Source organism: Nocardioides acrostichi (assembly GCF_015319165.1).
In the GTDB taxonomy this organism is placed as follows: domain Bacteria; phylum Actinomycetota; class Actinomycetes; order Propionibacteriales; family Nocardioidaceae; genus Nocardioides; species Nocardioides acrostichi.
Genome location: NZ_JADIVZ010000003.1, coordinates 402,476 through 427,692, shown reverse-complemented (window position 1 = coordinate 427,692; position 25,217 = coordinate 402,476). Strand labels below are relative to the sequence as shown.

General features: G+C 70.0%; 24 protein-coding genes and 1 tRNA gene. 4 read left to right on the top strand and 21 right to left on the bottom strand.

The features are described 5' to 3' along the window. Nucleotides 1–34: 34 nt before the first annotated feature. Both ISG29_RS09770 and ISG29_RS09765 read right to left on the bottom strand, forming a co-directional pair. Nucleotides 35–757, bottom strand: a complete 723-nt coding sequence (locus ISG29_RS09770) for a serine aminopeptidase domain-containing protein (protein WP_194503217.1) — start codon at nt 755–757, stop codon at nt 35–37. Nucleotides 758–786: 29 nt separating this feature from the next. Beyond that, nucleotides 787–939, bottom strand: coding sequence for a hypothetical protein (locus tag ISG29_RS09765; protein WP_194503216.1), 153 nt, complete (start codon nt 937–939; stop codon nt 787–789). 1 nt (nt 940) lies between these two features. On the opposite strand from ISG29_RS09765, the gene ISG29_RS09760 reads away from it, so the two are divergent. Continuing rightward, nucleotides 941–1,240 (top strand): hypothetical protein, encoded by a 300-nt coding sequence (locus ISG29_RS09760; protein WP_328828636.1) that lies wholly within the window; start codon nt 941–943, stop codon nt 1,238–1,240. Between the two features lie 176 nt (nt 1,241–1,416). Here the strand turns inward: ISG29_RS09760 and ISG29_RS09755 are convergent, their stop codons facing one another. The 17 genes from ISG29_RS09755 to ISG29_RS09675 all read right to left on the bottom strand — a co-directional run bounded on the left by ISG29_RS09755 (nt 1,417) and on the right by ISG29_RS09675 (nt 14,060). Continuing rightward, nucleotides 1,417–2,100, bottom strand: coding sequence for an aspartate/glutamate racemase family protein (locus ISG29_RS09755; RefSeq protein ID WP_194503215.1), 684 nt, complete (start codon nt 2,098–2,100; stop codon nt 1,417–1,419). Continuing rightward, the gene (gene puuE, locus ISG29_RS09750; protein ID WP_194503214.1) at nt 2,097–3,002 is read right to left on the bottom strand and encodes an allantoinase PuuE; all 906 of its coding nucleotides are present in this window, start codon (nt 3,000–3,002) and stop codon (nt 2,097–2,099) included. Before puuE ends, ISG29_RS09755 begins: the two co-directional genes overlap by 4 nt. Continuing rightward, on the bottom strand, nt 2,999–3,205 hold the full coding sequence (locus ISG29_RS09745) for a hypothetical protein (protein WP_194503213.1): 207 nt from the start codon (nt 3,203–3,205) through the stop codon (nt 2,999–3,001). Before ISG29_RS09745 ends, puuE begins: the two co-directional genes overlap by 4 nt. Beyond that, nucleotides 3,202–3,648: a polysaccharide deacetylase family protein gene (locus ISG29_RS09740; RefSeq protein ID WP_207792917.1), complete on the bottom strand. Its 447-nt coding sequence runs from the start codon at nt 3,646–3,648 to the stop codon at nt 3,202–3,204. The genes ISG29_RS09745 and ISG29_RS09740 overlap by 4 nt, the downstream gene beginning before the upstream one ends. Further along, nucleotides 3,636–4,412, bottom strand: coding sequence for an ABC transporter ATP-binding protein (locus ISG29_RS09735; protein ID WP_194503212.1), 777 nt, complete (start codon nt 4,410–4,412; stop codon nt 3,636–3,638). Before ISG29_RS09735 ends, ISG29_RS09740 begins: the two co-directional genes overlap by 13 nt. Nucleotides 4,413–4,476: 64 nt before the next feature. After that, nucleotides 4,477–5,367, bottom strand: coding sequence for an ABC transporter permease (locus ISG29_RS09730; protein WP_194503211.1), 891 nt, complete (start codon nt 5,365–5,367; stop codon nt 4,477–4,479). Further along, nucleotides 5,367–6,416: an ABC transporter substrate-binding protein gene (locus tag ISG29_RS09725; protein WP_194503210.1), complete on the bottom strand. Its 1,050-nt coding sequence runs from the start codon at nt 6,414–6,416 to the stop codon at nt 5,367–5,369. Before ISG29_RS09725 ends, ISG29_RS09730 begins: the two co-directional genes overlap by 1 nt. Before the next feature lie 157 nt (nt 6,417–6,573). Further along, complete coding sequence (locus ISG29_RS09720) at nt 6,574–7,386, bottom strand: FadR/GntR family transcriptional regulator (protein ID WP_194503209.1); 813 nt, start codon at nt 7,384–7,386, stop codon at nt 6,574–6,576. Between the two features lie 396 nt (nt 7,387–7,782). Then, nucleotides 7,783–7,855: transfer RNA gene (locus tag ISG29_RS09715), tRNA-Ala, on the bottom strand. A 92-nt stretch (nt 7,856–7,947) separates the two neighbouring features. Beyond that, the gene (locus ISG29_RS09710) at nt 7,948–8,631 is read right to left on the bottom strand and encodes a histidine phosphatase family protein (protein WP_194503208.1); all 684 of its coding nucleotides are present in this window, start codon (nt 8,629–8,631) and stop codon (nt 7,948–7,950) included. 42 nt (nt 8,632–8,673) lie between these two features. Continuing rightward, nucleotides 8,674–9,048, bottom strand: coding sequence for a ribosome silencing factor (gene rsfS, locus ISG29_RS09705; protein WP_194503207.1), 375 nt, complete (start codon nt 9,046–9,048; stop codon nt 8,674–8,676). A gap of 4 nt (nt 9,049–9,052) precedes the next feature. Beyond that, on the bottom strand, nt 9,053–9,706 hold the full coding sequence (gene nadD / locus ISG29_RS09700) for a nicotinate-nucleotide adenylyltransferase (RefSeq protein WP_328828627.1): 654 nt from the start codon (nt 9,704–9,706) through the stop codon (nt 9,053–9,055). 16 nt (nt 9,707–9,722) lie between these two features. Then, on the bottom strand, nt 9,723–9,884 hold the full coding sequence (locus ISG29_RS09695) for a hypothetical protein (protein ID WP_194503206.1): 162 nt from the start codon (nt 9,882–9,884) through the stop codon (nt 9,723–9,725). A gap of 42 nt (nt 9,885–9,926) precedes the next feature. Beyond that, complete coding sequence (locus ISG29_RS09690; protein ID WP_194503205.1) at nt 9,927–11,177, bottom strand: glutamate-5-semialdehyde dehydrogenase; 1,251 nt, start codon at nt 11,175–11,177, stop codon at nt 9,927–9,929. Nucleotides 11,178–11,721: 544 nt separating this feature from the next. Beyond that, nucleotides 11,722–12,669 carry an electron transfer flavoprotein subunit alpha/FixB family protein gene (locus tag ISG29_RS09685; RefSeq protein ID WP_194503204.1) on the bottom strand — a complete coding sequence of 316 codons (948 nt, stop codon included), beginning with the start codon at nt 12,667–12,669 and terminating at the stop codon, nt 11,722–11,724. A 51-nt stretch (nt 12,670–12,720) separates the two neighbouring features. Then, nucleotides 12,721–13,509: an electron transfer flavoprotein subunit beta/FixA family protein gene (locus tag ISG29_RS09680; protein WP_194503203.1), complete on the bottom strand. Its 789-nt coding sequence runs from the start codon at nt 13,507–13,509 to the stop codon at nt 12,721–12,723. Between the two features lie 149 nt (nt 13,510–13,658). Further along, nucleotides 13,659–14,060 carry a hypothetical protein gene (locus tag ISG29_RS09675; protein ID WP_328828622.1) on the bottom strand — a complete coding sequence of 134 codons (402 nt, stop codon included), beginning with the start codon at nt 14,058–14,060 and terminating at the stop codon, nt 13,659–13,661. A gap of 171 nt (nt 14,061–14,231) precedes the next feature. Here ISG29_RS09675 and ISG29_RS09670 point away from each other — a divergent pair, with 171 nt between their 5' ends. Continuing rightward, on the top strand, nt 14,232–15,122 hold the full coding sequence (locus tag ISG29_RS09670) for a LysR family transcriptional regulator (RefSeq protein WP_194503202.1): 891 nt from the start codon (nt 14,232–14,234) through the stop codon (nt 15,120–15,122). 391 nt (nt 15,123–15,513) lie between these two features. Here the strand turns inward: ISG29_RS09670 and ISG29_RS09665 are convergent, their stop codons facing one another. Next, a complete protein-coding gene (locus ISG29_RS09665; protein ID WP_194503201.1) occupies nt 15,514–16,293 on the bottom strand; it encodes an enoyl-CoA hydratase/isomerase family protein in 780 nt (259 codons plus the stop codon). 76 nt (nt 16,294–16,369) lie between these two features. Here ISG29_RS09665 and glgX point away from each other — a divergent pair, with 76 nt between their 5' ends. Then, on the top strand, nt 16,370–18,598 hold the full coding sequence (gene glgX / locus ISG29_RS09660) for a glycogen debranching protein GlgX (RefSeq protein WP_194503200.1): 2,229 nt from the start codon (nt 16,370–16,372) through the stop codon (nt 18,596–18,598). A gap of 112 nt (nt 18,599–18,710) precedes the next feature. Here the strand turns inward: glgX and glgP are convergent, their stop codons facing one another. Then, nucleotides 18,711–21,311, bottom strand: coding sequence for an alpha-glucan family phosphorylase (glgP, locus tag ISG29_RS09655; protein WP_194503199.1), 2,601 nt, complete (start codon nt 21,309–21,311; stop codon nt 18,711–18,713). A 149-nt stretch (nt 21,312–21,460) separates the two neighbouring features. Between glgP and ISG29_RS09650 the strand changes: the two genes are divergently transcribed. Beyond that, complete coding sequence (locus tag ISG29_RS09650) at nt 21,461–24,922, top strand: M36 family metallopeptidase (protein ID WP_194503198.1); 3,462 nt, start codon at nt 21,461–21,463, stop codon at nt 24,920–24,922. Nucleotides 24,923–25,217: the final 295 nt, after the last annotated feature.

Here is a 25,217-nt window from a genome sequence, read left to right as displayed (position 1 = left end):
ATCTCACGGCCCCGGTGCACCCCGCCCGGGGCCGTCAGGTGCGCTGGAGTGCGTCGTGCCACCAGCGCTGCATCGTCTCCACCAAGAAGGCGGGCTCTCGGACCCACCCGATGTGGTCGGCCGGCTCGTCGGGGTGCCAGCGCCGCACCACGCCTGGCTCGAAGAGCTCGGCGAAGTGATCGACGCCCCTGCGGGGGGCGAGCGTGTCGCCCTCCAGGCTGACGACGAGGGCGGGCCGGGCGATCGGCCGCTCGACCGGGTACGGCGGGCGGCCCGTGAGCACCATCCGCGCCCACTCCCGCATCAGGCCTCGAGCGCCCGGCGCCCCGAAGGCCGGCCGGGGCAGGTGGCCGAAGATCGTCGTCGTGACGGGCACGATGACGCCGGCCATGGCCAGGAGGTGTACCCCGCCGTAGTCGTGGTGCCGGTAGTGCGGGATGTGGCTCCCCACGGCAACCAGTCCGTCGGCGGGTGGATGCAACAGCTGGTGCCCCGCGGCGACCTGACCACCCAGGCTGTGCCCGAGGAGCAGCACCGGGCGCTCGGCACGCTCGGCACGCGCGGCCGCCACGGCGTCCGCGGTGTCGGCTATCTCGTCTGCGTAGGTCCAGTCGTTGCCGCGACTGGCCCGTGGCTGGCCTCGCTCGAAACCACGCCGACCGAGGGCGCGGGCCTCCCAGCCGCGGCTCCGCAGCTCCTCGACCAGCGGGCGGTAGTAGCCCGATCCGATGGCCATCGCCGGCGAGATCAAGACCATCGGGGGGACGCTCGGATCGAGGCCAGGAGTCACGAGGCCCCATCCTCCAGGATGCGCCCGACGCCCTCCCGATAGGTGGTCACCTCGAACTCGGGGAACCGCGTGGCGAACGCGGTGGAGCCGAAGAGGTTGTCCTGCCGGTAGCACGGCAGGACCCGCGAGATCTTCGAGCACGACGGCATCGTGTCCTCGGTGTGCCACGGCTACTGCGGCCTGCTCGACACCCGGCTCTCCGACGGCTCCTATCTCATCGCCGGCCGCCGCATGACCGGGTTCGCGTGGCGCGAGGAGCAGTTGGCCGGGGTCGCCGCACTCGTGCCCTACAACGCCGAGGAGCGTGCCAAGGAGCGTGGGGCGCGCTACGAGAAGGCGCTGTTGCCCTTCGTCTCGAACGTCGTGGTCGACGGCCGTCTGGTCACCGGCCAGAACCCGGGCTCGGCCCAGGCCACCGCCAAGGCGGTCGTGGCGGCACTGGAAGGCTGACGAAACGAAACAGCGAGCCCCGGAGGACTCGCTGGAGAACCTGGTGGCCCTCACAGGACAACCCTCAGAACGCTCCCCGGTGGCCACCACGACCACCATCGATACCTCTGGCGGCCCTGAGCGGGCCTCCGGCTGCTGGGCTGAGGGTCGAGCATGCCGGTCCACATATCCTCAGGTCACGCGCTGGTCCTGGCAGGCGAGGACGCTTGTCCCAGCCCGACCCGGACCAGCCCCTCGGCGAAGGTGACCGCCGCCGTCAGGCCGTCGACGACCGGTACGCCGACCCGCTCTGACGCCGTCTGCGCCCAGCCCGCCATCGCGCCGCTACCGAGACAGAGGACATTCGCGCCGGCTTCGATCGCTCGGGCCGCCTGCACCTCGAACGCCGCGAGAAGTTCCTCGGGTGCGGCCAGCACCGGCAGGCCAGTGGCATGGATCCCGGCACAGCGATCGGCCAGGCCCGCGACGGTGAGGATGTCTCGGATCTGCGGCACGCTGCGCGTGGTGGTGGTCACGACCGCGTACCGGTGGCCGATCAGACACGCCGCCATCGCCGCCGCCTCGGCGATCGGCACCACCGGGCCGCGAAGCACCTCGGCCAGTCCCTCGCGGCCGTGGTCACCGAACCCGGCGTACACCGTGGCGTCCCACTCCAGCCCCTCGGCACGCAACGCCCGGACCCGGTCCAAGGAGGCCGCTGCGGACACGAACCCATCGGCATACCCCTGCACCGCGGACACCCCCCAAGACGGTTGCACACCGATGAGCTCGGTACCGGGCGCGGCCACCGCCCGCGCCACGTCGACGAGCTTCTCGGTCATCGCCGCAGTGGTGTTGGGGTTCAGGATCAGGATCCTCATCGGATCGGATGAACCTCCGCCCAGTGGCGTGCGATGTCGATTCGGCGGGCAAACCACACGCCGTCGTGCGAGGCGAGATGGTCGAGCACCCGGCGGAGCGCATGCGCCCGCCCGGGGCGACCTGCCAGGCGTGTATGCAGCCCGATCGACATCATCCGCGGGGCCTGGGCGCCTTCCGCGTAGAGCTCCTCGAAGGTGGCGATCACCTGGGCGACGAAGTCCTCGACGCTGCCGAATCCGGCCGGGCTCACGTAACGCATGTCGTTGGTGTCGAAGCTGTACGGCAGCACCAGATGCGGACGACCCGAGACCTGGACCCAGTAGGGAAGGTCATCGTTGTAGGCATCGGAGTCGTAGAGGAACCCGCCCTCCTCCACCACCAGCCGACGGGTGTTCAGCGAGGTCCGCCCGGTGTACCAGCCGACCGGACGGGCCCCGGTCGCCGTCTCGATCGCCGCGACGGTGCGCCGGATGTGATCGCGCTCGGTCGCCTCCCCGATGTGGCGGTAGTCGGCCCAGCGATAGCCGTGGCCGCAGATCTCGTGGCCGGCTTCGGCGAACGACGCCACCAGGTCGGGATGCCGTTCCACCGCCATCCCGACCGCGAAGACCGTCGCGGGCACGGCGGCCTCGTCCAGGATCCGCAGCAGCCGCCAGGCACCGGCTCGCGCGCCGTACTCGAACATCGACTCGACCCGGAGATCCCGGCCGGCGAACGGCTCAGCGCCGATGACGTCGTTGACCCCGTTCTCCGATTCCTCGTCGCCGTGGATCACGGCGCGCTCGGAACCCTCCTCCACGTTGACCACCACGCTGACAGCGACCCGCGCCCCTCCCGGCCACCGCGCCTGGGGTGGCCGGGATCCGTAGCCGACGAGGTCTCGGGGGTATCCGGAGATCATCGGGCCCCCACCTCCCGGTAGCAGTTCCGGTAACTCAGCTCGGTCGCGCCGGCCAGCCGGGCGGCGTGCCCCAGCGTGGCGAGCACACTGTCGAGCACGACGAAGGACTCGTCCGCGATCCTGTCGGCGTCGACGGCCCGCAGCGCATGGGTGAACCCGACGTCCTCCCAGCGCCGGAGGGCGTTGCCGAATCCTGTCCTCACGATGCTCGTCCGCCGAACGGCACCCGGGCGCGGACCTGATCCGCGGCGCACTCGAAGGTGCGGAAGGTGACTCCGGCCCGGGACTGGCGGTAGCCGAAGAACCGCTCGAGCATCCGCACCACCTGGGGCCGGTCGCAGACGTCCGGGTGGAGTGTGATCGGAGAGTCGGCGTGGCCCATCTCCCGGTGGACCCCGTCGGACTGGTCGGTCCACATCGGCTCGGGAGAGGTCTCGACCGAGTGCCCCGGAACGAACCACGTCGACTGGATCGCCATCCGGTCCGACCGGCTCCGCAGCCGGTGACTGCCCACCTCGCCCGCGAACATTCCCCACGGGGTGTCACTCGGATTGGCGGCTCCCCCGTAGGAGCCCAGCCGATCGGCGGTCGCGTCGACGTCCACCCCGACCAGGACCTGAATCTCCTTGATCGTCACGCCGTCCACCCCGCCGCCTCCCGGTCGAGCCGGACGCCCGCCTCGATCCGTGACCAGATCTCCCGGCGCAGGTCGTTGAACTGGGGTGTCGTCGCATCCCTCGGATGCTCGAAGGGCACGTCGTAGACATGGCTGACGGTCCCGGCGGCCATCACTCCGATCCGGTCGCTGAGCAGCAGGGCCTCCTCGATGGAGTGGGTGACGAAGACCGTCGTCACCGGATGCTTGCGGTGCAGGTCCACCACCAACGCCTGGGCCTCCTGGCGCACGTAGGCGTCCAGGGCAGCGAACGGCTCGTCCATCACCAGCACCGCCGGGCGCATCGCCAGCGCACGAGCGATGCCGACGCGCTGCTGCATCCCGCCGGAGAGCTGGTGCGGGCGTCTGCCTGCGGCGTCGGAGAGACCGACCTCGGCGAGCTGCGCGGCAGCCCGTTCGCGCCGATGCTGGCGGCTCAGACCGGTGTGCTTGAGGCCGGCGGCAACGTTGTCCAGTGCGGTCAGCCACGGCATCAACGTCGGCGCCTGGAAGACGACCGCCCGATCCGGACCGGGCCGGCAGACCGGAACCCCACCGACGGTCACGAATCCCGAGGTCGCGCGGTCGAAGCCGGCCACCAGGTTCAACAGCGTCGTCTTGCCGGTGCCGCTGGGCCCCAGCAGCGAGAAGAACTCACCCTCGCGAATGTGCAACGAGCACTCTCGCAAGGCGTGGATCTCTCGTTGGCCCTGCGTGAATCTCTTGTCCACGCTGTCGAAGACGACATCACTCATCGCGACCTCCTAGCGGGTCGTCGGGGCCCCGGTCGGGCGGGAACGGAGAGGCCTGCCGTCGAGCTCACCGGCGCACTCCCGTCTCGGCGTGCCACTCGGTCGCCTTGCGGGTGAGCAGCTGGAGGACGACATCGGAGAGCAGACCGCACAGACCGGTCAGGATCATCGCGGCGAAGACGGCCGGGTAGTCGAAGTAGTTGTAAGCGTTCCACAGCGTGTAGCCGAGGCCGGAGTGGACCGCGAGCATCTCGGAGGTGACCGCCATCATCCAGGCCAGCCCGAGGCCGATCCGGAGCCCGCCGACGATGCCCGGAAGCGCACCCGGGATCACCACCTGCGCGATCAGACCGAGCTGGCCGTGGCCCATCATCCGCCCGGCGCGGAGGAGCTCTCGGTTGACGCCGGAGACCGCGGTAACGGTCGAGGCGACCACCGGGAACAGCGCACCGAGGAAGGTCAGCGTGTAGTTGGCACTCTGGCCGATGCCGACGATCACGATCACCACGGGAATCCAGGTCGGCGGCGGGATCGGTCCGAGGACGCGCAGCGTCGGGGTGAGTAGGTAGTCGGCGAGCGTCCAGACGCCGATGGCGGTCCCGACCACCACTCCCATCACGGTCGCGAGGGCGAATCCCACGATCACCCGCTGCGAGGTGGCACCCACGTCACCGAGCAGATGTCCGCTGTAGAACATCTGCGGGGTGTCCTTGATGCCCAGCCAGAGGCCGAACGTCTCGATGACCTTCCCGGGCGCGGGCAACAGGGCCGAGGGCAGCAACTTCGCCGAGACGACCAGTTGCCATCCACCGACGATCAGCGTCGGGACGATCAGGCCAAGACCGAACCGGATCGCACGCGGCAGCGACCGGGACTTCTTCTGTGCCGGCAAGCGGCCGCCGGCCGGCACCGACGTGCCGGCCGGGGTCACCTGCGCCACCGGAGGCGCGGCGCTCATCAGGAGCCGGCACCCAGTTCGGCCGGCGTCTTGCCGGTCGCCTGCGAGAGCGGTCCGTAGTCGATGTGCTCCTTGAGGGTCGCCACACTCAGATCGGTGGAGATCAGGTTCTGCTCGTACATCGCGTGCGCGATCGCCTTGATCTGCGAGAACGGCATCGCGATGTCTGGCTTCAGCTGTGCGAGCGCGGTCGTGGTGTCCGCCGAACTGGTGCCGGTGTACTTCTCGACGGCCGCCGCCCAGTCCTTCTGTCCCTGCGGGGTCGAGAGGTCCGGCACCAGCGTGTTCATTCCCTGCATCACGGCTTCGATCCGGTCGGGGTTCTTCGCCAGCCAGTCCTTGTTGACGACGACCACGTTGGTCAGGTCGCCCGCGGCCTGGTCATACGGGTAGGCGAAGTGGACTCCGATCTTGCTGTTGGTGATGGTCGCTGCGATCGGCTGCACCGGGATAGCCGCGTCGACCGAGCCGTTCTGAAGCGCCTGAGCCATGCCCTGGTAGGGCACGTTGACGAACTCGACGTCCTGGTTGGCGTCGATGCCCTTCTCCGGCAGTTGCAGTCGCAACTCGATGTCTTGGACCGACCCGAACTCGGAGGCGATCTTGAACTTCTTGCCCTCAGCCTTGCGCTGGAGAACCAGATCCTTGAACGCGGCCCAGTCATCGGGGTCGAGGTCGACCGACGGGCTGACCACGAAGTCGGAGCCACCGTTGACCTGACCACTGATGGCGACCAGCGGAAGACCCTTGTCGATCATCGAGACCAAGCCGGTGTAGTCGATCTGGCCGACGTCGATCTTGCCCGCCGCCAGGCTGGCGGCGAGACCCGTGAGGGTGCCGAACTGCTCGACCTTGACGTCGTAGCCGGGAACTTTGTCCGTCAGCAGCGTCATCGCCAGGCAGTGCGCGCACTGCGGCGAGGCAACGACGATGGTGCCCTTCGACGTTGACGGGTCCGAGTTGCCGGTACTGCTCGATCCGCAGCCGGCCAGCGCCGTGCCCGCGATGAGGAGGGCCGCCACCGCTGCCCAGAGTCGTGCGAACCGCATCGTTGCTCCTTCGTTCTTGCGTCGTGGTGCGTCTGTCGTTGACCGGCTCGGGGACCGATCGCACGTCGAAGCTAGAAGGGGCTGCTTGCTGCACGATTGCACTTTGGTTTAATCACGGTTTCCTAGGCGGTTGGACCAATTCGGGCCGCCGTCGACCTCACCGGGATCGCCGTCGCTGCCGGGAGATGCCGTCTCGACGGCGGCCCGAGCCGAAGATGCTGGACTCGAGACTGGCCAGGTGCCTGCGCATCTGTGCGGAGGCGAGTTCTCCGTCGCCGCTCTCCACCGCAGCGAGGATCGCCCGGTGCTCGGCGATCTGCGACGCGCGTGCCTCGGGGTCGCGGACGTGCATGCTGTTCACCACCTGCCAGAGGGGGTGCGCGGTCACGTCGACCAGCTGGCTGGTGAAGTCGGCCAGCACCCCGTTGCCGCAACTCAGCGCCATCTCCGAGTGAAACTCTTGACTCATCTTCAGAAACGTTCCGAGATCGTCTGCCGAAGCTCGCTCGCCCTCGGCCTCACAGGCATCGATCAGGCCCCTCAACCGCCGGATCTCCTCTGGGGAGACGTTTCCTGCGCAGATCCTGGCGACCTCCGGCTCGACGTGCAGCCTGGCCTCGAGAAGGTCTCGTGGGACAGAGTCCAGCACCACGCTCGAGGCTCGTCGCCGAGCCGGATGGAGACTGCCGACATAGCAGCCAGATCCGGGTCGCACCTCGACCACGCCGAAGAGCTCGAGCGCCAGCAGCGCGTCACGGACGGTGGTGCGGGAGACGTCGCAGATGCGTGCCAGTTCGCGCTCGTTGGGAAGCCGATCACCGGGACTGAGCCGCCCCGCTGCGATCGCGGCCAAGATCCCGTCGGCGACCGCGAGGTAACGGCGATGCGCCGGGATGTCGTCCCCTTCGGCGACGACGACCAGTGGCTCCGTATCGGTGTTCGGAGCGTCATCTCCCGCAATCGCTTCCATCGCCCATCCACTCCCCATATTGGTCAGACCGATTTGCAGAAATTGGTCGACTCGGTGACAGCGGAACGTAATCCGTGCTTGTTGCGGGCGCGTGTCGGCGGGGACCGAGAGCTGTGAACGCGGCCCGACGGGGCCGCCACCGCTCATTGAATCGCGCTGGGTTTCGGGCCTATGCGTTCCGTGAGCCGGCGAGTGCTGGCCTCGCAGTCAGCCGCTCTTCACCAAGATCTGCATCGACGAGGACAACCCACTCCGGCCCGAGCACGCTCGCGCTTTCGACGTCTTCGTCGAGCCCGAGATAGACGGCAATGCCCTCACCTAGGCCGAAAAATCACAGAAGGTCCGAGCCCCGGTGCCGTATCTCTACGGGCCGGTGTTCGGACCTTGTGCGTCGGGTGGAGCTGAGGGGACTCGAACCCCTGACCCTCTGCATGCCATGCAGATGCGCTACCAGCTGCGCCACAGCCCCAGGTGGTCTTTCGATCCGGACCGGATCGAGCGACCTGCGGAACATTAGCCGACCCGTTCACCGAAGCGAAATCCGGGGTGGAAGGGGTCGTCTCATCCACCGGCCGGCGCGGTGCGGTTGTAGGCGATGAGGCGGGGAGGCTCCTCCTGCGGGCCCTCGACGAGCTCGACCCAGCCGCAGTTCTCCAAGGGATTCAGCTGACGCGCGACCTCGTGGGGCCAGCGCAGCTGCTCGGCCAGGGCCGTGCGGATGGCCGCGCCGTGGGAGACGGCGATGCCGAGCTGCCCCGGCTCGAGGGCGGCCCACAACTCACCCAGCGCCGCGTTGAAACGCGCACGCACGGCATCGACCGGCTCGGCCTCGGTGAGCAGGTGGAAGTCGCCGCGGCGCAGGTGCTCGAGCTGGTCGGGTGCGACACGAGCGAGGTCGTCGTGGGTGTGGCCCTCGTAGCGCCCGAGGGAGAACTCGCGCAACCGCTCGTCGGTGCGCACCTCCAACCCGGTGGCAGTGGAGACGTGAGCGGCGGTCGCGGCGGCACGCCCGAGGTCGCTCGACCACAGGAGAACCGGCCCGAGCGAGGCGATGACCGGCGCGACGGCCGCCGCCTGCGCCAGGCCCACATCGTCCAGGGAGGAGTCGACCTGACCCTGGATGCGCTTCTCGGCGTTGTAGGTGGTGCGCCCGTGGCGCAGCAGCACCAATCGCCGCCTGGTGGCCCAACCACCGGCACGACCAGCAAGAACGGGAGCGGCGAGGTTCGACGTCTGCGCTGTCACGCGGTCACGCTACGTGGCGGCGTCCGGGCGCCGAGACCCAGGTCAGGCCGGACCCGTTGCCTCGGGCGGCAGCTCGATGATCGGGCAGTCGCGCCACAGCCGCTCGAGGGCGTAGAAGCGGCGCTCCTCCTCGTGCTGCACGTGCACCACGATCTCGCCGTAGTCGAGCAGCACCCAGCGGCCCTCGCGTTGCCCCTCGCGACGGATCGGCTTGGCGCCGACGTCACGCAGCTTGTCCTCGACCTCGTCGACGATGGCCTTGACCTGGCGGTCGTTGCCGGCCGAGACGAGCAAGAAGGCATCGGTGATGGCGAGCTGGTCGCTGACGTCGAAGGCGAGCAGCTCCTTGCCCAGCTTGTCGCCGGCCGCGAGGGCGGCGACGTGCACGAGCTCGACTGCGTGGTCGGTGGCGGTCATACGTCTACGTCTCGTCCTGTGCGATGAGTGGGGGCTCGGCCACAGTATGCGGTCCGGGGTACAGATCGTGCTTCGCGATGTACTGCACCACTCCGTCGGGCACCAGGTACCAGACCGGCTCGCCGCGCTCCTTGCGGCGGCGGCAGTCGGTGGAGCTGATCGCCAGCGCCGGGATCTCCACGATGGTCACGCGGTCCGACGGGATCGAGGCGAGCGTGGCGTCGTCCATCGTGTAGCCCGGACGCGTGCACCCGACGAACTGCGCGAGCTCGAAGAGGTCGTCGGCATCGCGCCAGGTGAAGATCTCGGCCAGGGCGTCGGCGCCGGTGATGAAGTAGAGGTCGGCGTCGGGCATCTCGTGGCGCAGGTCGCGCAACGTGTCGATCGTGTAGGTGCGACCCTGGCGGTCGATGTCGACGCGGCTGACGTTGAAGCGTGGATTCGCGGCCGTCGCGATGACGGTCATCAGGTAGCGGTGCTCGGCGGTGGTGACCTCACGGTCGGCCTTCTGCCACGGATCGCCCGTGGGCACGAACAGCACCTCGTCGAGGTCGAACCACGCCTGCACCTCGGAGGCCGCCACGAGGTGCCCGTGGTGGATCGGGTCGAAGGTGCCGCCCATCACCCCGACTCGGCGTCGCTCAGACGACGTGCTCACGGGCGGGTGGTAGGGCTCAGCTGTGGTCTCGGCCGCCGCCGAAGGCGACCAGCCCGAGCAACAGCACGATGAGGAAGGCCAGGATGCCGCCGCCGATGCCGAAGGCGAGGGCGTGGTTGATGTGACCCTCCTCGGACTCCGCGATCTTGACGGCGGTGGCGATCAGCTGCGTCGACATGCGCGCATCGTATCGGCACGCCACCCCAGGTCGAGCACGGCCTCAGCGCACGTGACCCTCGCCGGTCACCACGTACTTGGTCGAGGTCATCTCGGGCAGGCCCATCGGGCCGCGCGCGTGCAGTTTCTGGGTACTGATGCCGATCTCGGCACCGAACCCGAACTCACCCCCGTCGGTGAAGCGCGTGCTCGCGTTCACCAGCACGGCCGCGGCGTCGACGCCGGCCACGAACCGCCGCGCCGCACCCTGGTCGGAGGTCACGATCGCCTCGCTGTGCCCACTGCCGTGACGGCGGATGTGCGCGAGCGCCGCGTCGAGGTCGGGCACCACGGCGGCCGCGATGTCGAGCGAGAGGTACTCGGTGTCCCAGTCCTCCTCGGTGGCCGGGACGACGCCCGCCTGCTGGGCGAAGGTCGCGTCGCCGTGCACGGTGACTCCGGCGTCGCTCAGCGCGGCCGTCACCCGCGGCACGAACACCTCCGCCACGGCCCGGTGCACGAGGAGGCCCTCGGCGGCGTTGCACACGCTCGGGCGGTGGGTCTTGGCGTTGAGCACGATGGCCAGGGCGGTGTCGAGGTCGGCGGCGGCGTCGACATAGACGTGACAGTTGCCGACACCGGTCTCGATCACCGGCACGATCGACTCCTCGACCACGCTGCGGATCAGGCCCGCTCCTCCGCGCGGGATCAGCACGTCGACCAACCCGCGAGCTCGCATGAGCGCCTTGACCGTGTCGTGGCGCCCGGCCGGCACCAGTTGCACGACGTCGGGCTCGAGGCCCGCCGTGGCCACCGCGTCGCGCAGCACCGCCACGATCGCCTCGTTGCTCGCGGACGCCGACGACGAGCCGCGCAGCAGCACCGCGTTGCCCGACTTCAAGCAGATGCCGGCGGCGTCGGCCGTCACATTGGGCCGGGCCTCGTAGATCATGCCGACGACTCCGAACGGCACCCGCACCTGGCGCAGCTCGAGCCCGCCTGCCAGGGTCGAGCCGCGCACCACCTCGCCCACCGGATCGGCCAGCCCGGCGACGTCGCGCAGCCCCTGCGCCATGGCCTCGACCCGGTCGGTGGTGAGCCGCAGCCGGTCGACGATGCCGGCCGGCGTGCCACCCGCCTCGGCCCGCTGCACGTCCTCGGCGTTGGCGGCCAGGATCTCCGCGCCGCGTTCGACGAGGGCGTCGGCCATGGCGTGCAGGGCGGCGTCCTTGGTGGCCCGGGTCGCCTGGCCGAGCCCCCATGACGCCGCGCGCGCCCGCTCGGCCAGGCGTACGACGTCCGCGCTCGAAGTCATGGCGTCAGGGTAGTGACGTGGGGAGCTGCGCACGCACCGGCCCGCCGCACTGGACGCCGACAGGGCGATGCGCGCGTGGGGGCTCCGCACGACCGACCCACCGAGGAGGTGCAGCTCGTGGTCGAGCGCGGACGACGGGTGCGCGATGCGCCCGGCGTCCACACCCGCGCCATGGTGCGCTTCGAGTACCGGTGCCGCCTCGACCTCACCCCGCCCCACGCCGCCGACGCGGACGGCGTGGCCCTACCGCGACGTCGACCACCCGGCGTTCGGCGCGGTGAACGAGCTCGACGGGTCGCTGCGGCACACCGACTCCCGCGACCGGTGGGACGACCTCGACGGCGACCTTCGCAGCGCCGTGTCGGGGTCGATCACGCTGCGCGTCGGGTGGGGGCAGGTGCTCGACCCGTGCCGCACGGCGCGCCGGGCCGCCGCTGTGCTGTCGGCGCGAGGCTGGTCGGGCTCGCTGCGAACGTGTGCGAGAAGCAACAGGGGAGATTGCCACGCATCAGCTGCGTGAGAATCTCCCCCGATGGGCGTTGAATCAGCCCTTGCGCTTGGTGACCTCGTCGGTCACGGCGGGCAGCACCTTGTGCAGGTCACCGACCACGCCGAAGTCGACCAGCTCGAAGATCGGGGCCTCTTCGTCCTTGTTGACGGCGACGATGGTCTTGGAGGTCTGCATGCCGGCGCGGTGCTGGATCGCGCCGGAGATGCCGTTGGCCACGTACAGCTGCGGCGAGACCGTTTTTCCGGTCTGGCCGACCTGGAAGGAGTGCGGCTTCCAGCCGGAGTCGACGGCGGCACGCGAGGCGCCGACCGCGGCACCGAGCGCGTCGGCGAGACCCTCGACGGCGTCGAAGTCGCCGCCCGTGCCACGACCACCGGAGACCACGATGGCGGCCTCGGTGAGCTCCGGGCGACCGGTCGCCTTGCGGGGCTGGCTGGCCACGATCTTGGCGGTCTTGGCGGCGTCGGAGATGGTTGCCGCGAACTCCTCGACCGTGCCGGCGCCGGCGGTCTCCTCGGGGCTGGCCGAGTTGGGCTTGACCGTGATGATCGGGGTGCCCTTCGTGACCTTGCCCTTGACCGTGAAGTTGCCGGCGAAGACCGACTGCGTGGCCACGCCGCCGTCCTCGATGTCGACCGCGTCGGTGATGACGCCGGAGTCGATCTTGATCGCCAGACGACCGGCGATCTCCTTGCCCTCGTAGCTCGACACCACCAAGACGGCGGTGGGCGAGGCCTGCTCGACCAACTGCTGGAGCGCCTCGGCCTTCGGAGCCACGAGGTAGCCCTTGATCTCGGCGTCGTCGACGACGTAGATCTTTTCGGCACCGTAGGCCTTGAGCTTGTCGGTGACGGCCGAGTCGTTGGCACCGAAGTACACCGCGGACGGATCGCCGAGCTTCTTGGCGAGTGCCAGCAGCTCGAGGGTGGGCTTGCGGATCGCGCCGTCGACCGCGTCGACGACGACCAGAACCTCAGACATGTGTGCTCTCTTCCTTCACGAACTGACGATGTGGCGGGTGCCAGCCCGCGATCAGATGAACTTCTTCGAGGCGAGGAACTCGGCCAGCGCGGTGGCGCCGGAGCCCTCCTCGTCGGTGACGATCTCGCCGGCAGTGCGCGGCGGACGCGCAGAGGTCTCGTCGACCTCGGTCCAGGCCGCGGTGAGGCCGACCAGCTCGGCGTCGACACCGAGGTCGGCGAGCGTCCAGTTCTCCATCGGCTTCTTCTTCGCGGCCATGATGCCCTTGAAGCTCGGGTAGCGGGCCTCACCGGTCTGGTCGGTCACCGACATGACCAGCGGCATGGTGGCGCCGACCACGACCGTGGCGGTGTCGTCGTCACGCTTGATGCGCACCTGGTCGCCCTGGGTCTCGATGACGGAGGCGAAGGTGACCTGCGGCAGGCCGAGGCGCTCAGCGAGCATCGCCGGAACCACGGAGCCCGAGGCGTCGGTCGAGGCCATGCCGCACATGACGATGTCGGGGGTGCCGATCTTCTTGACGGCCTCCGCCAGCACGAGCGAGGTGGCGGCGTAGTCGGAGCCGGCGATCGCGTCATCGGTCACCAAGACGCCCTTGTCGGCGCCCATCTGCAGCGCCTTGCGCACCGCGTCCGTGGCCTTCTCCGGGCCGATGCACAGCGCGGTGACCTCGGTGTCGTCGCCCGCCTTCTCCTTGAGCTGGAGCGCCTGCTCCACGGCGTACTCGTCGAGCTCGGAGAGCAGACCGTCGACGCCGACGCGGTCGACGGTGTTGTCGTCCTCGAACTGCCGGTCGGCGGTGGCGTCGGGCACGTACTTCACGCAAACAACGATGTTCATGGCTCAGCCCTTGACGGGCCCCTCCTCGATGATTCGGGATGATCCTTGCGGGTCTTCGTGGTGCGGATCGCCTGTGAGGCTACCCGTGCCCCGACGGCGGTGTAACTCTGAGTTACCCACGAGTTACATGGTCTTGCTCACACCCTGGGTCAGGGTCGGATGAGGCGGTCGAGGATCCGGCCGGCGACGAGGTACACGATCGCGCCGAGGCCCCAGTTGAACAGGGCGTTCTTGAGGTCGGCGTTCGAGCCGTCGAACTGTCGGATGCCCTCCTTGCGGGAGAACACTCCGAGGTCGACCTTGTCGGCGGTGCTGAGCACGAAGGACACCAGGCCGTTGTCACGGTTGGCGTCGATCGCGATGAGGAGCGCCCCGAGCGCCAGTACGAGCGCGCAGACGACGCACACGATCCACACGACCTGGGCCGCGCGCGTGCGCGCCATCGTGGTGACGGCCGCGGTGCGTTCGGCCCTGCTCGGCCCATCGGCCCCCGCAGCAGCCGGCTCGTCAGCCGCGCTCTTCTTGCTCGGGGTGGTCTTCTCGTCGGCCACGACACTCTCCCTCTGGGTCGCTCGTCGCTGCTGGATGCGCCCTCGCGAGCGCCGCCGCGAGCACAACCTACCGGCCGCGGGCCGCCGACACGCCCACCCCGCCGGCCGCTGGGAGGCACCGTCGCGAATTGACCATGGACGACGAGCGGCGCCGCCGGGCACGATGCCGCCGTGGAGCTTCGCCAGCTGGAGCAGGTCGTGGCGCTCGCGGAGGAGCTGAGCTTCCGCCGGGCCGCCGAGCGTCTGCACATCGCCCAGTCGGGCCTCTCCCAGCAGTTGCGCCGACTCGAGCGCGAGCTGGGCGTCCCCCTCTTCTCCCGCTCCACGCACCACGTGGCCCTCACGCCCGCCGGTGAGCTCTTCTTGGTCGAGGCCCGGGCCGCACTGGACGCCGTGACTCGGGCTCGGACGGCGGCCCGCTCGGCCCTGGTGCCCAGCGATCACCTGCGCGTCGGCATCGGAGACCCCACCGTCGATGCGCTACCCACCGTGATGCAGGCCGTGCTGGCGACGCGACCGACCCTGACCTGGAGCAGCGTGCTCGGCGGTCTCGGCACCATGCGAGAACTGCTCCTCACCGGCGAGGTCGACGTCGCCCAGGCCATGCTCGACGGCCCACCTGGGCCGGGTCTCGCCGCGCGGCTGGTGCGCCGCGAGCCCGTGGGCCTGGTCGTGCTCGCCGATCACCGGCTGGCCTCTCCCGGCACGGTCGAGCCGTCCGCACTCTGCGACGAGACGGTGGTGCTCGGACCGAGCGACGGCTTCCCCGAGTACAACGAGTTCGTGCTCGGCATGCTCGCCGAGCGCGGACTCACGCCGTCCACGCTGGAGACGCAGACCGTCGAGCAGGCCGTGGCCGCCGTCGCGGCCGGGCAGGGGATCCTCTTCGTGCCCGAGCTCCCGGTGCTGGGGCCGGAGACGGTGTGGCGGCCCCTGGACTGGTCGGCGGCGATACCCACCTCGCTGGTGTGGCGGCGGCACGACGACGGCGAACTGCTGCGCCTCGTGCTCGGCACGGCCGAACGGGTTGCCCGCGCCGAGGGCTGGCTGAACCTGCGCTGATCTTCCTGCGGTGATCTTCCTGCGGTGATCACCCTGCGCTGATCAGCCTGCGCAGTGGGCGCCAGGTGCTCACCGCAATCGTGACGCTCGACGTGACCGGCCGATGGTCTCGACCCGCACCCTCTCCCCGAACCCGGGCCTACGCGACAAGGTCACGTTGAAGGTCGCCACCCAGACCGACGACGGCAGGGAGCCGGTCGCCTACGTCGTCACCGAGATCGTCGGACGGGTGCGAATACGCGAAGCACGGCGGCATCGGCCACGACAGCACCCCGGTGACGGAGCAGATGAAGCGGCCCTCGGTGAGGGACATCGGGTGGTGGACCGACCATCGTTCCGACTCCCCGAGGTGGGCGCACGCCCCCGAACGCGCCCGACGGCCCCGGCAGGGTCAGCGACCCGAGAAGGTCGCCTTGCCGGGGCCGTTCTCGACGAAGGAGGTCATGCCCGCGGTGCGGTCGTCGGTGGCGAAGAGGGCGGCGAACTGCTGCCGCTCGATCTCCAGACCCGTGCCGAGGTCGACCTCGAGGCCGCGGTCGATGCTCTCCTTGGCCGCCCGCAGGGCGAGCGCTGCGGCGCTCGAGAACTGCGCCGCCCAGGCGTGCGCCGTCTCGTAGACCTCGGCGTCCGGCACGACCTGGTCAGCCAGGCCGATCGCCAGCGCCTCGTCGGCCTTCACGAAGCGACCAGAGAAGATGATGTCCTTGGCCTTGGCCGGGCCCACGAGCCGCGCGAGACGCTGGGTGCCTCCGGCGCCGGGGATGATGCCGAGCAGCACCTCGGGCTGGCCGAACACCGCCTTCTCGCCCGCGACGCGGATGTCGGCGGCCAGCGCGAGCTCGCAACCACCACCGAGCGCATAGCCGTTGACGGCGGCGACGACCGGCTTGGGGATCTGCGCGATCGCGGTCACCGCGCCCTGGAGCGGACCGGACGCGGCGACCATGTCGGCGTACGACATGCCGGCCATCTCCTTGACGTCGTTGCCCGCCGCGAACACTGATCCGCCACCCCAGACGACGACGGCACGCACATCGTCGCGCTCGGTCGCCTCGGCGGCGGCGGCGCGCAGCTCGGCCTGCACCGCCAGGCTGATCGCGTTCATCTTCGGCCGGTCGAGCCGGATCGTGCCGACGCCGTCCGTCACCTCGAGATTCACGAACTCACCCATGACCGTTCTCACTCCTCGTGTCCGACTCCACCTGCTTGTCCTGCGGCATGCTGCCACTGCTGGGAGAATGCGGCGCATGCCGGCCACCTGGAAGCACCTCGGGCAGACCTCCGCCGTGTGGCCCGGACGGAACTGGCCGCTCGGGGCCACCTGGACTCCGGAGTCCACCAACTTCGCCGTGCACGCGCCGGCCGCGAGCGCTGTCTGGCTGTGCGTGTTCACCGACGCCCCCGACGGCGGCGAGGAGGAGCGGCGCCACGAGCTGACCGAGGTCTCGCTCGGTATCTGGCACGGCGCGCTGCCCGACATCGCGCCCGGCACCCGCTACGGGTACCGGGTGGAGGGCACGTGGGATCCCGACGCGGGACTGCGGTTCAACCCCGACAAGCTGCTGCTCGACCCCTACGCCCGCGCCGTGTCGGGGTCGTTCACTCCCGACCCCGCCACCTTCGGTTACGTGATCGGCGAGCCGGAGAAGCGCTCCGACCTCGACTCCGCGCCGTTCGTACCCCGCTCGGTCGTGGTGGCCGACGGCCAGGGCGCCGACGACGGCTTCGACTGGGAGGGCGAGCGCCCCATGCAGCGGCGCTGGCGCGACACCGTGATCTACGAGTGCCACGTCAAGGGCATGACGGCGCTGCACGACCGGGTGCCCGAGCACCTGCGCGGCACGTACGCGGGCCTGGCCGACCCCGCCGTGACGCAGTACCTCACCGACCTCGGAGTCACGGCCGTCGAACTGCTGCCGGTGCATCAGTTCGTCTCCGAGCCGGGGCTCACCGAACGCGACTCCTCCAACTACTGGGGCTACAACAGCCTCGGCTACTTCGCGCCGCACAACGCCTACTCCTCCGCCGGAGACCGAGGCGAGCAGGTGCGCGAGTTCAAGGAGATGGTCAAGGCGCTGCACCGCGCCGGCCTCGAGGTGATCCTCGACGTCGTCTACAACCACACCGCCGAGGCCGGACCGCTCGGCCCCACCCTCAGCTTCCGCGGCTTCGACGACCTCGGCTACTACAAGCGGGTCACCCCGCCCGTCGACGTCGAACCGGACGGCGAGCCGGGCGCCGGCGACGAGGGCGGCGTCCACGAGCCGTGGCGTGACACGTACTGGGACGTCACGGGCTGCGGCAATACGGTCGACTCGGGCCAGCCGGCCGCGCTGCGACTGATCCTCGACTCGCTGCGGTACTGGGTGACCGAGATGCACGTCGACGGGTTCCGGTTCGACCTGATGTCGGCGCTCACGCGCACCGGCTACGACATCGACATGGGCTCGGACCTGTTGGTGGCGATCGGCCAGGATCCGGTGTTGCGGCACGTGAAGCTCATCGCCGAGCCGTGGGACGCCTCGATGGACGGCTACCTCGTGGGCGGCATGCCGCCGCCGTGGGTGGAGTGGAACGATCAGTTCCGCGACACGGTGCGCGACTTCTGGCGCAACCACGTGAGCGGTCCGCACGCGGCCGCCACCCGGCTCGCCGGCTCCAGCGACCTCTACGCCGACGACGGGCGGTCGGCGTACAACTCGATCAACTTCGTCACCGCCCACGACGGCTTCACCGTGCGAGACCTGGTCAGCTACGACCACAAGCACAACGAGGCCAACGGCGAGGACAACCGCGACGGCACCGACAACAACCGGTCATGGAACCACGGGGTCGAGGGCGAGACCGACGACCCCGAGATCCGCGCGCTACGGCGTCGCCAGGCGGCCAACCTGATGGTCACGCTGTGCCTCTCCAACGGCGTGCCGATGATCACCGCGGGCGACGAGCGCGGCCGCACCCAGGGCGGCAACAACAACGCCTACTGCCAGGACAACCCGACCTCGTGGATCGACTGGAGCGCCGACGACGCCTGGCTCGACGTCTACGAGACCACCAAGACGGCGCTGCGGCTGCGACGCGATCACCCTGCGCTGCGGCAGCGGCACTGGTTCGAGGGCAGCCCCACCATGGTCGGGGGCGCGAAGGATCTCGCCTGGCTGCACCCGTCCGGTCGCGAGATGACCGACGCCGACTGGTGGAACCCCGAGCTGCGCACCCTCGGCATGTTCGTCTCCGGCGGCCCCCTGCGCTCCCCCGGCCCGCGCGGCGAGCAGCAGCTCGACTCCTCGTTCATGCTGTGGTTCAACGCCAGCTGGGAGCCCCAGCGCATCCACCTGCCCGAGAACGACTGGGTGCAGGCCGGTGAGGTCGTGCTCTCCACCGACCCCCGCCTCTCGGTCGGTGCGCGGGTGGAGGCGGGCGACCGGATGAGCCTCGGACGCCGCACCGTCGTCGTCCTGCGCGAGGCCCGTTAACCGCGAGGGGTCGCAAATCGTTGGCCGAGGGGTCGCAAATCGCTGGTGGCGTGACCCCTCGCGGGACGATTTGCGACCCCTCGCGGGACAATTTGCGGCCCCTCGCGGGTGATTACGCCGGGTACGCGACCACGCCGAGCTCGGCGTCCGAGGCCAGCAGGTCGTGGTGGGGGACGACGCGCACGGTGTAGCCGAAGGGTCCGGCAGCGTCGAGGGTGACGGAGCCGGCGAAGCAGAAGCGCCCGCCCTCGTAGGTCTCGCTCACCGACAGCGTGGTGACCACGGGTTGCCGCAGCGAGTCGTCGGCGCCGGCACGGCCGTGCACCAGCTGCACCGAGACGTCGTCGGGCGCGAGCGAGCCGAGCGCCACGAAGGCGCGCACCGAGAGCACCGCCCCGACCTCGGGGGCATCCCCCACGCCGCTGGACTCCACGTGCTCGACGCGCACCCCGCCCCATCCCGTGCGCACGCGGCCCTTCCACTGCGCCAGCGACACCGCGCCCGCGTAGTCGGCGTTGAGCGCCCGGGCCACCTCGGTGGCGGGCATGTAGAGGCGGCGCACGTAGTCGCGCACCATGCGCGTCGCGAGCACCTTCGGGCCGAGCGACTTCAGCGTGTGCCGCAGCATCTCGACCCACCTCGTGGGCACACCGTCGGCGTCGACGTCGTAGAAGCGGGGGGCGACCTGGGTCTCGATCAGGTCGTAGAGCGCGGTGGCCTCGAGGTCGTCGCGGCGATCGGGATCCTCGACGCCGTCGGCCGACGGGATCGCCCAGCCGTTCTCGCCGTCGAACCACTCGTCCCACCAACCGTCGAGGATGGAGAGGTTGAGTCCGCCGTTGAGGGCCGCCTTCATGCCGGAGGTGCCGCACGCCTCGTAGGGCCGCAGCGGGTTGTTGAGCCACACGTCGCAGCCGGGGTAGAGCGGCTGGGCCATCGCGATGTCGTAGTTGGGCAGGAACACGATGCGGTGCCGGACGTCGGCAGCGTCGGCGAAGCGCACCAGCTCCTGGATCAGCCGCTTGCCGCCGTCGTCAGCCGGGTGGCTCTTGCCGGCAATGACCAGCTGCACCGGGCGGTCGGGGTGCAGCAGCAGCGCCCGCAGCCGCTCGGGGTCACGCAGCATGAGCGTGAGCCGCTTGTAGGACGGCACCCGACGCGCGAAGCCGATCGTCAAGACGTCGGGGTCGAGGGCGTCGTCGACCCAGCCGAGCTCGGCCTCGGCGGCGCCACGCCTGGCCCAGGAGCGGCGCAGCCGCGTGCGTGCCTCGAGCACCAGCGCCTCGCGCATGCGCCGCTTGGCCGCCCACACCTCGCTCGCCGGCACCGCGTCGACCGCCTGCCAGAAGGCGTCGACGTCGTCGCCGTCCTTCGCCGCCCCCTGCCCGGCCGCGAGGTCGAAGACGTCGCGCGCCACCCACGTGGGTGCGTGGACGCCGTTGGTGATCGAGGTGATCGGCACCTCGGCCTCGTCGAAGGCCGGCCAGAGCCCGTTGAACATGCCGCGCGAGACCTCGCCGTGCAGCAGCGAGACGCCGTTGGCACGCTGGGCGAGGCGAAAGCCCATGACCGCCATGTTGAACACGCCGGGGTCGCCGCCCTCGTAGTCCTCGGCCCCCAGGGCGAGTACCCGCTCGACCGGGACGCCGGGCACGGCGCCGCCCTCGCCGAAGTACTGCTCGACCAGTGTGCGTGGGAAGCGGTCGATGCCGGCGGGCACCGGGGTGTGCGTGGTGAACACGGTCGAGGCGCGCCCGACCTCGAGCGCGGTGTCGAGGTCGAGACCCGGGCCGGTCGGGTCGGCAGTCAGCTCGCGCACCCGCTCGAGACCGAGGAAGCCCGCGTGACCCTCGTTGGTGTGGAACACCTCGGGCGCGGGGTGGCCGGTGATACGGCAGTAGACGCGCAGCGCCTTGACGCCACCGACGCCGAGCAGCAGCTCCTGGCGCAGCCGGTGCTCGGTGGTGCCGCCGTAGAGTCGGTCGGTGACGTCGACGTAGGCCTGCGGGTTGCCCTCGACGTCGGTGTCGAGCATGAGCAGCGGCACCCGGCCCACGCTCGCGACCCAGATGCGGGCCACCAGGTCGGGCCCACCGGGCATCGCGATCGAGATCGTGGCACGCTCGCCGCTGGGCTCGCGCAGCAGCGAGATCGGCAGCTCGTCGGGATCGAGCAACGGGTAGGTCTCCTGCTGCCAGCCCTCTCGCGAGAGCGACTGCTTGAAGTAGCCGTGCCGGTACAGCAGCCCGACGCCGATGATCGGCGCCCCGAGGTCGCTGGCGGCCTTGAGGTGGTCGCCGGCGAGGATGCCCAGGCCACCGGAGTACTGCGGCAGCACCGCGGTGATGCCGAACTCCGGGGAGAAGTAGGCGATGGACGCCGGCCACGCCTCGCCGGCCGCCGCGCCGGTGGCCGCGGCACGCTGGTACCAGCGCTCACCTCCGAGGTAGGAGGCGAGATCGGCGTGCGAGGCGCCGAGCCGGGCCAGGAACGCCTCGTCGCCGGCCAGCTCGTCGAGGCGCGCCCGGCTGACGGCGCCGAGCAACCGCACCGGGTCGTGCCCGGTGGCCGCCCACAGGTCGGGGTCGACCGCGGCGAAGACGTCTTGGGTCTCGGGGTGCCACGACCAGCGCAGGTTGTCGACGAGTTCGCCGAGCGGGGCAAGCGGCTCGGGCAGGACGGGGCGGACGGTGAACCGTCGGATGGCACGCACGGAAGAACGGTACGACGACTCTCTGGAACGATCCAAGGGATCGCGTCGATCCCGTCGAGAGCTCGAAACCGCCCCTCAGGCCGTCCTCTCCTATGTAACTTTCAGGTAACCGGCATAACGCTCAGGTAGGGCGAGCCGTTGGGAGAACCATGTCAACCCCATCCACGCGCCGCGGACGCCGCACGACGGCCATCCTCGCCCTGGCTGCCGCCACCCTGGCGCCCGGACTCGCGCAGATCCCCGCCCTGGCCGACACGGCCACCCGCCCGATGGCCTCGGCCGATCCGGCGATCGACCCCGACGACCTGGTGACCATCGGTGACGCCGTCAGCGGCCCCGCCGACATCGACACCACCGGGTCGGTGTTGCCCACCGCGGCGCAACGCGCGGCGGCGAGCCGGCTGCCGGCCCTCGACGTGCGCTGGAACGGTTACGGCACACCCTCGTCGCTGCTGCCCCGCTCGGGTGCGCTCGCGAAGGCGACCAGCACCAAGCCGGTGACTGCGGCTCGCGCCTGGCTGCGCGCCAACGCCGCGGTCTTCGGCCTGAGCGGCTCCGCGATGGACTCCCTCGAGCTCGTCAACGACCAGGAGCTCGCCTCCTACCCCGACGCCGACGGCAAGGCCCAGGCGCCAGCCGGACACGCCGTCCTCTTCCGTCAGTCCTTCGACGGTCTCACCCCCGCCGTGGGCGGCCTGGTGACGGTCGGGGTCGCGAACGGCGAGATCACCTACGTCTCCTCCTCCCTCGCCCGTACCACCGCCGCTCCCGCGGCCGGCACCCGGATGTCGCCGCTCATGGGCTACCTCAAGGCCGCGGCGAACGTGGGGCGCAAGGTCGACGCCGTCGACATCTCCAAGATCCGCAGCGAGCAGAGCGACGGCTGGACCCGGCTCGTCGTCCCGGGCATCGCGCAGGAGCAGCAGGCGCGTCCGCGCGCGTTCGTCACTGCCGACGGCGCCGTGCGTCCGGCCATCGAGGCCAACGTCGTCGACGTGCAGGGCGGCAGCTCGCTGGCCCACACCGTGGTGGTCGACGCCCTCGACGGGTCGGTGCTCTACCGGCACAACCAGGTCGACAACGACATGTACAACAACGTGTTCTCCGGGTCCGTGACCGCCAACTCGTGCGGCCCGAAGCACCCCTTCGAGCTCACCGACGACCTGACCCGCACGATCGCCGCTGCGGCCATCGCGCTGCCCGCCGACGACATCACCATCAAGGTCTTCGACCCGGACAACAACCTGCTGTTCAACCAGGATCTGCTCACCAGCCCCGAGGCCACGGTCTACACCTCGCCGACCGCGCTCAAGGCCGGCGTCTACAACGCGCAGGTCTGCCCGTTCGACTCCGCCTCGGTGGTCGTGGGCCAGTACGCCCTCGCGATCTCGACCAGCGACTCCGCCGGGCCGGACACCGGCAGCTCGGGCTTCGACCCGCAGTGGAACTACTTCCCGGCCGCGCCGTCGCTGAAGTCGACCTATTCCGACGCCGTCCCGACCAACAACGAGATCGGCTGCTGGGTCAAGGGCCCCGACTGCACCACGCCGAGCGGACCCTTCGAGAACCTCGCGAACACCGGCCCCTGGGACACCCTGGCCTCCGGCACGGCGCCGACCATGACCACGGTGGGCAACAACGCCAACACCCACGAGGCCTGGGGCAGCCCGCTGACCCCCGGCGGTCTCGCGCAAGCGCCGTACTCGCCCACCCGCGAGTACACAGCAGAGTTCACCGACGCCTGGAACAACTCCAAGTGCGACCCGACGAACCTGGTGCCCGGCGGCAACGACATCGACTTCTCGGTCGGCAACTTGTTCGTGTCGCACAACCGGATGCACGACTACTCCTACTTCCTCGGCTTCACGGAGAAGAACTACAACCTCCAGGCCGAGAACTACGGCCGTGGGGGTGCCGGCGGCGACCAGGAGGTCGGCAACGTGCAGGCCGGCGCGCTCACCGGTGGCCAACCGCTGCTGCTGGGTCGTGACAACGCCAACCAGATCGCGCTGCAAGACGGCATTCCCGGCATCACGAACCAGTACCTCTTCCAGCCCATCGCCGGCGCGTTCTACGCACCGTGCACCGACGGCGCCCTCGACATGGGCATCGTGGGCCACGAGTACACCCACGCCATCAGCAACCGCATGGTCGGCGGCCCCGACGAGGGTCTGACCTCGGAGCAGGGAGGTGCGATGGGTGAGTCGTGGAGCGACCAGGTGGCCGCGGAGTACATGTTCAGCCACGGCTACCCCACCGACGGCAACCGCTGGGCCGTGGGCGTCTACGCCACCGGCAACAAGAAGGTCGCCATCCGCGACTACGCCCTCAACAAGAACCCGTTGAACTACTCCAACTACGGCTTCGACACCCCTGGCCCGGAGGTGCACGCCGACGGCGAGATCTGGAACGGCACCCAGTGGTCGGTGCGCCAGGCGCTGGTGGGCAAGTACAACCGTCAGTACCCCTACAACGACAAGCGCCTGCAGTTGCGCTGCGCCCAGCCGGGTGCCAGCACCTCGCCACGCCCGCCGCAGCTGTGCCCGGGCAACCGTCGCTGGGTCCAGCTGGTGTTCGACTCGTTCCTGCTCCAGCAGGGTGCGACGTCGATGCTCGACGCCCGTGACGCCATGATCGCCGCCGACCGGATGCGCTTCGGCGGCAAGGACCAGGCCGTGATGTGGAAGGCCTTCGCCCAGCGCGGCATGGGCCAGGGCGCGTCGGTGAAGAACGCCGACGACACCAACCCGACGCCGTCCTTCGCCACCCCGCGCGGCAAGAACGGCAAGGTCACCTTCAAGACCCGCTACCCCGGCCAGGTGTTCGTGGGCCACTACGAGGCTCGCGTGACCCCGATCGCCGACACGATCGCGACGTCGAAGCTCAAGCCGACCGCGCAGTTCGCACCCGGCACCTACAAGATGCTCTTCGCGTCGAAGAAGGGCGGCTTCGAGCGGTTCACCATGACCGTCAAGGGCGGTCAGTCCAAGACGGTCAGAGTCAAGAACCGCAAGAACTACGCGGCGGCGGCCAACGGTGCCAAGGTGATCGGCTCGACCGACGGCTCGATCAACGTCGACTCGCTCATCGACGGCACCGAGGACACCAACTGGGCCGGCGTGACCGAGGCCAACGTCGACGAGTCCAAGCCGTTCGTGGCCGTCGACCTCTCGGGCGCCAAGCCGCGGATCGGACGGGTGCAGGTCAGCGCCCTGCTCAACCCGGTCGACGGCGACACCGACCCCGACCAGGACTCCGCCTCGCGGTTCACCGCGCTGCGCCAGTTCGCGATCGAGGTCTGCCGCTCGAACTGCGGCTCGGCCTCGGCTACCTGGAAGCGGGTGCTCACCTCGAAGTCGAACGCCTTCCCGGCGGTCCGGCCTCGCCCGGTGGCCCCCGACGAGACGATGCGGTCCTTCCGCTTCAAGCGGACCCGGGCCGCCGCCGTCCGACTGGTCGTGCTGAACAACCAGTGCACCGGTTTCGCCGGCTACGCCGACCCGAAGGGCGGGGAGCTCGACAACGACCCGCTCAACCCGACCGACTGCGCGACCGGCTCCGACCGGGGCACCATCGTGCACGCGGCCGAGCTCCAGGTCTTCGGCCGGTAGTCACACCCGCACCACCCACCCACGGCCCCGCCCGGACTCGTTCCGGGCGGGGCCGTGGCGCATGTAACGCGGTGTTGCACATGTACCGCGGTGCGGCGTGTAACGCGGTGTTGCACATGTAACGCGGTGTTGCACGGACTGGTGCGGTGCTCTACAGCGTGACCAGTCACCCGAACACCGCGCGAGTGACGCAACACCGCGTTACATGGACGACGACCGCGCAACACCGCGTTACATGGACGACGGCCGCGCAACACCGCGTTACATGGACGACGGCCGCGCAACACCGCGTTAC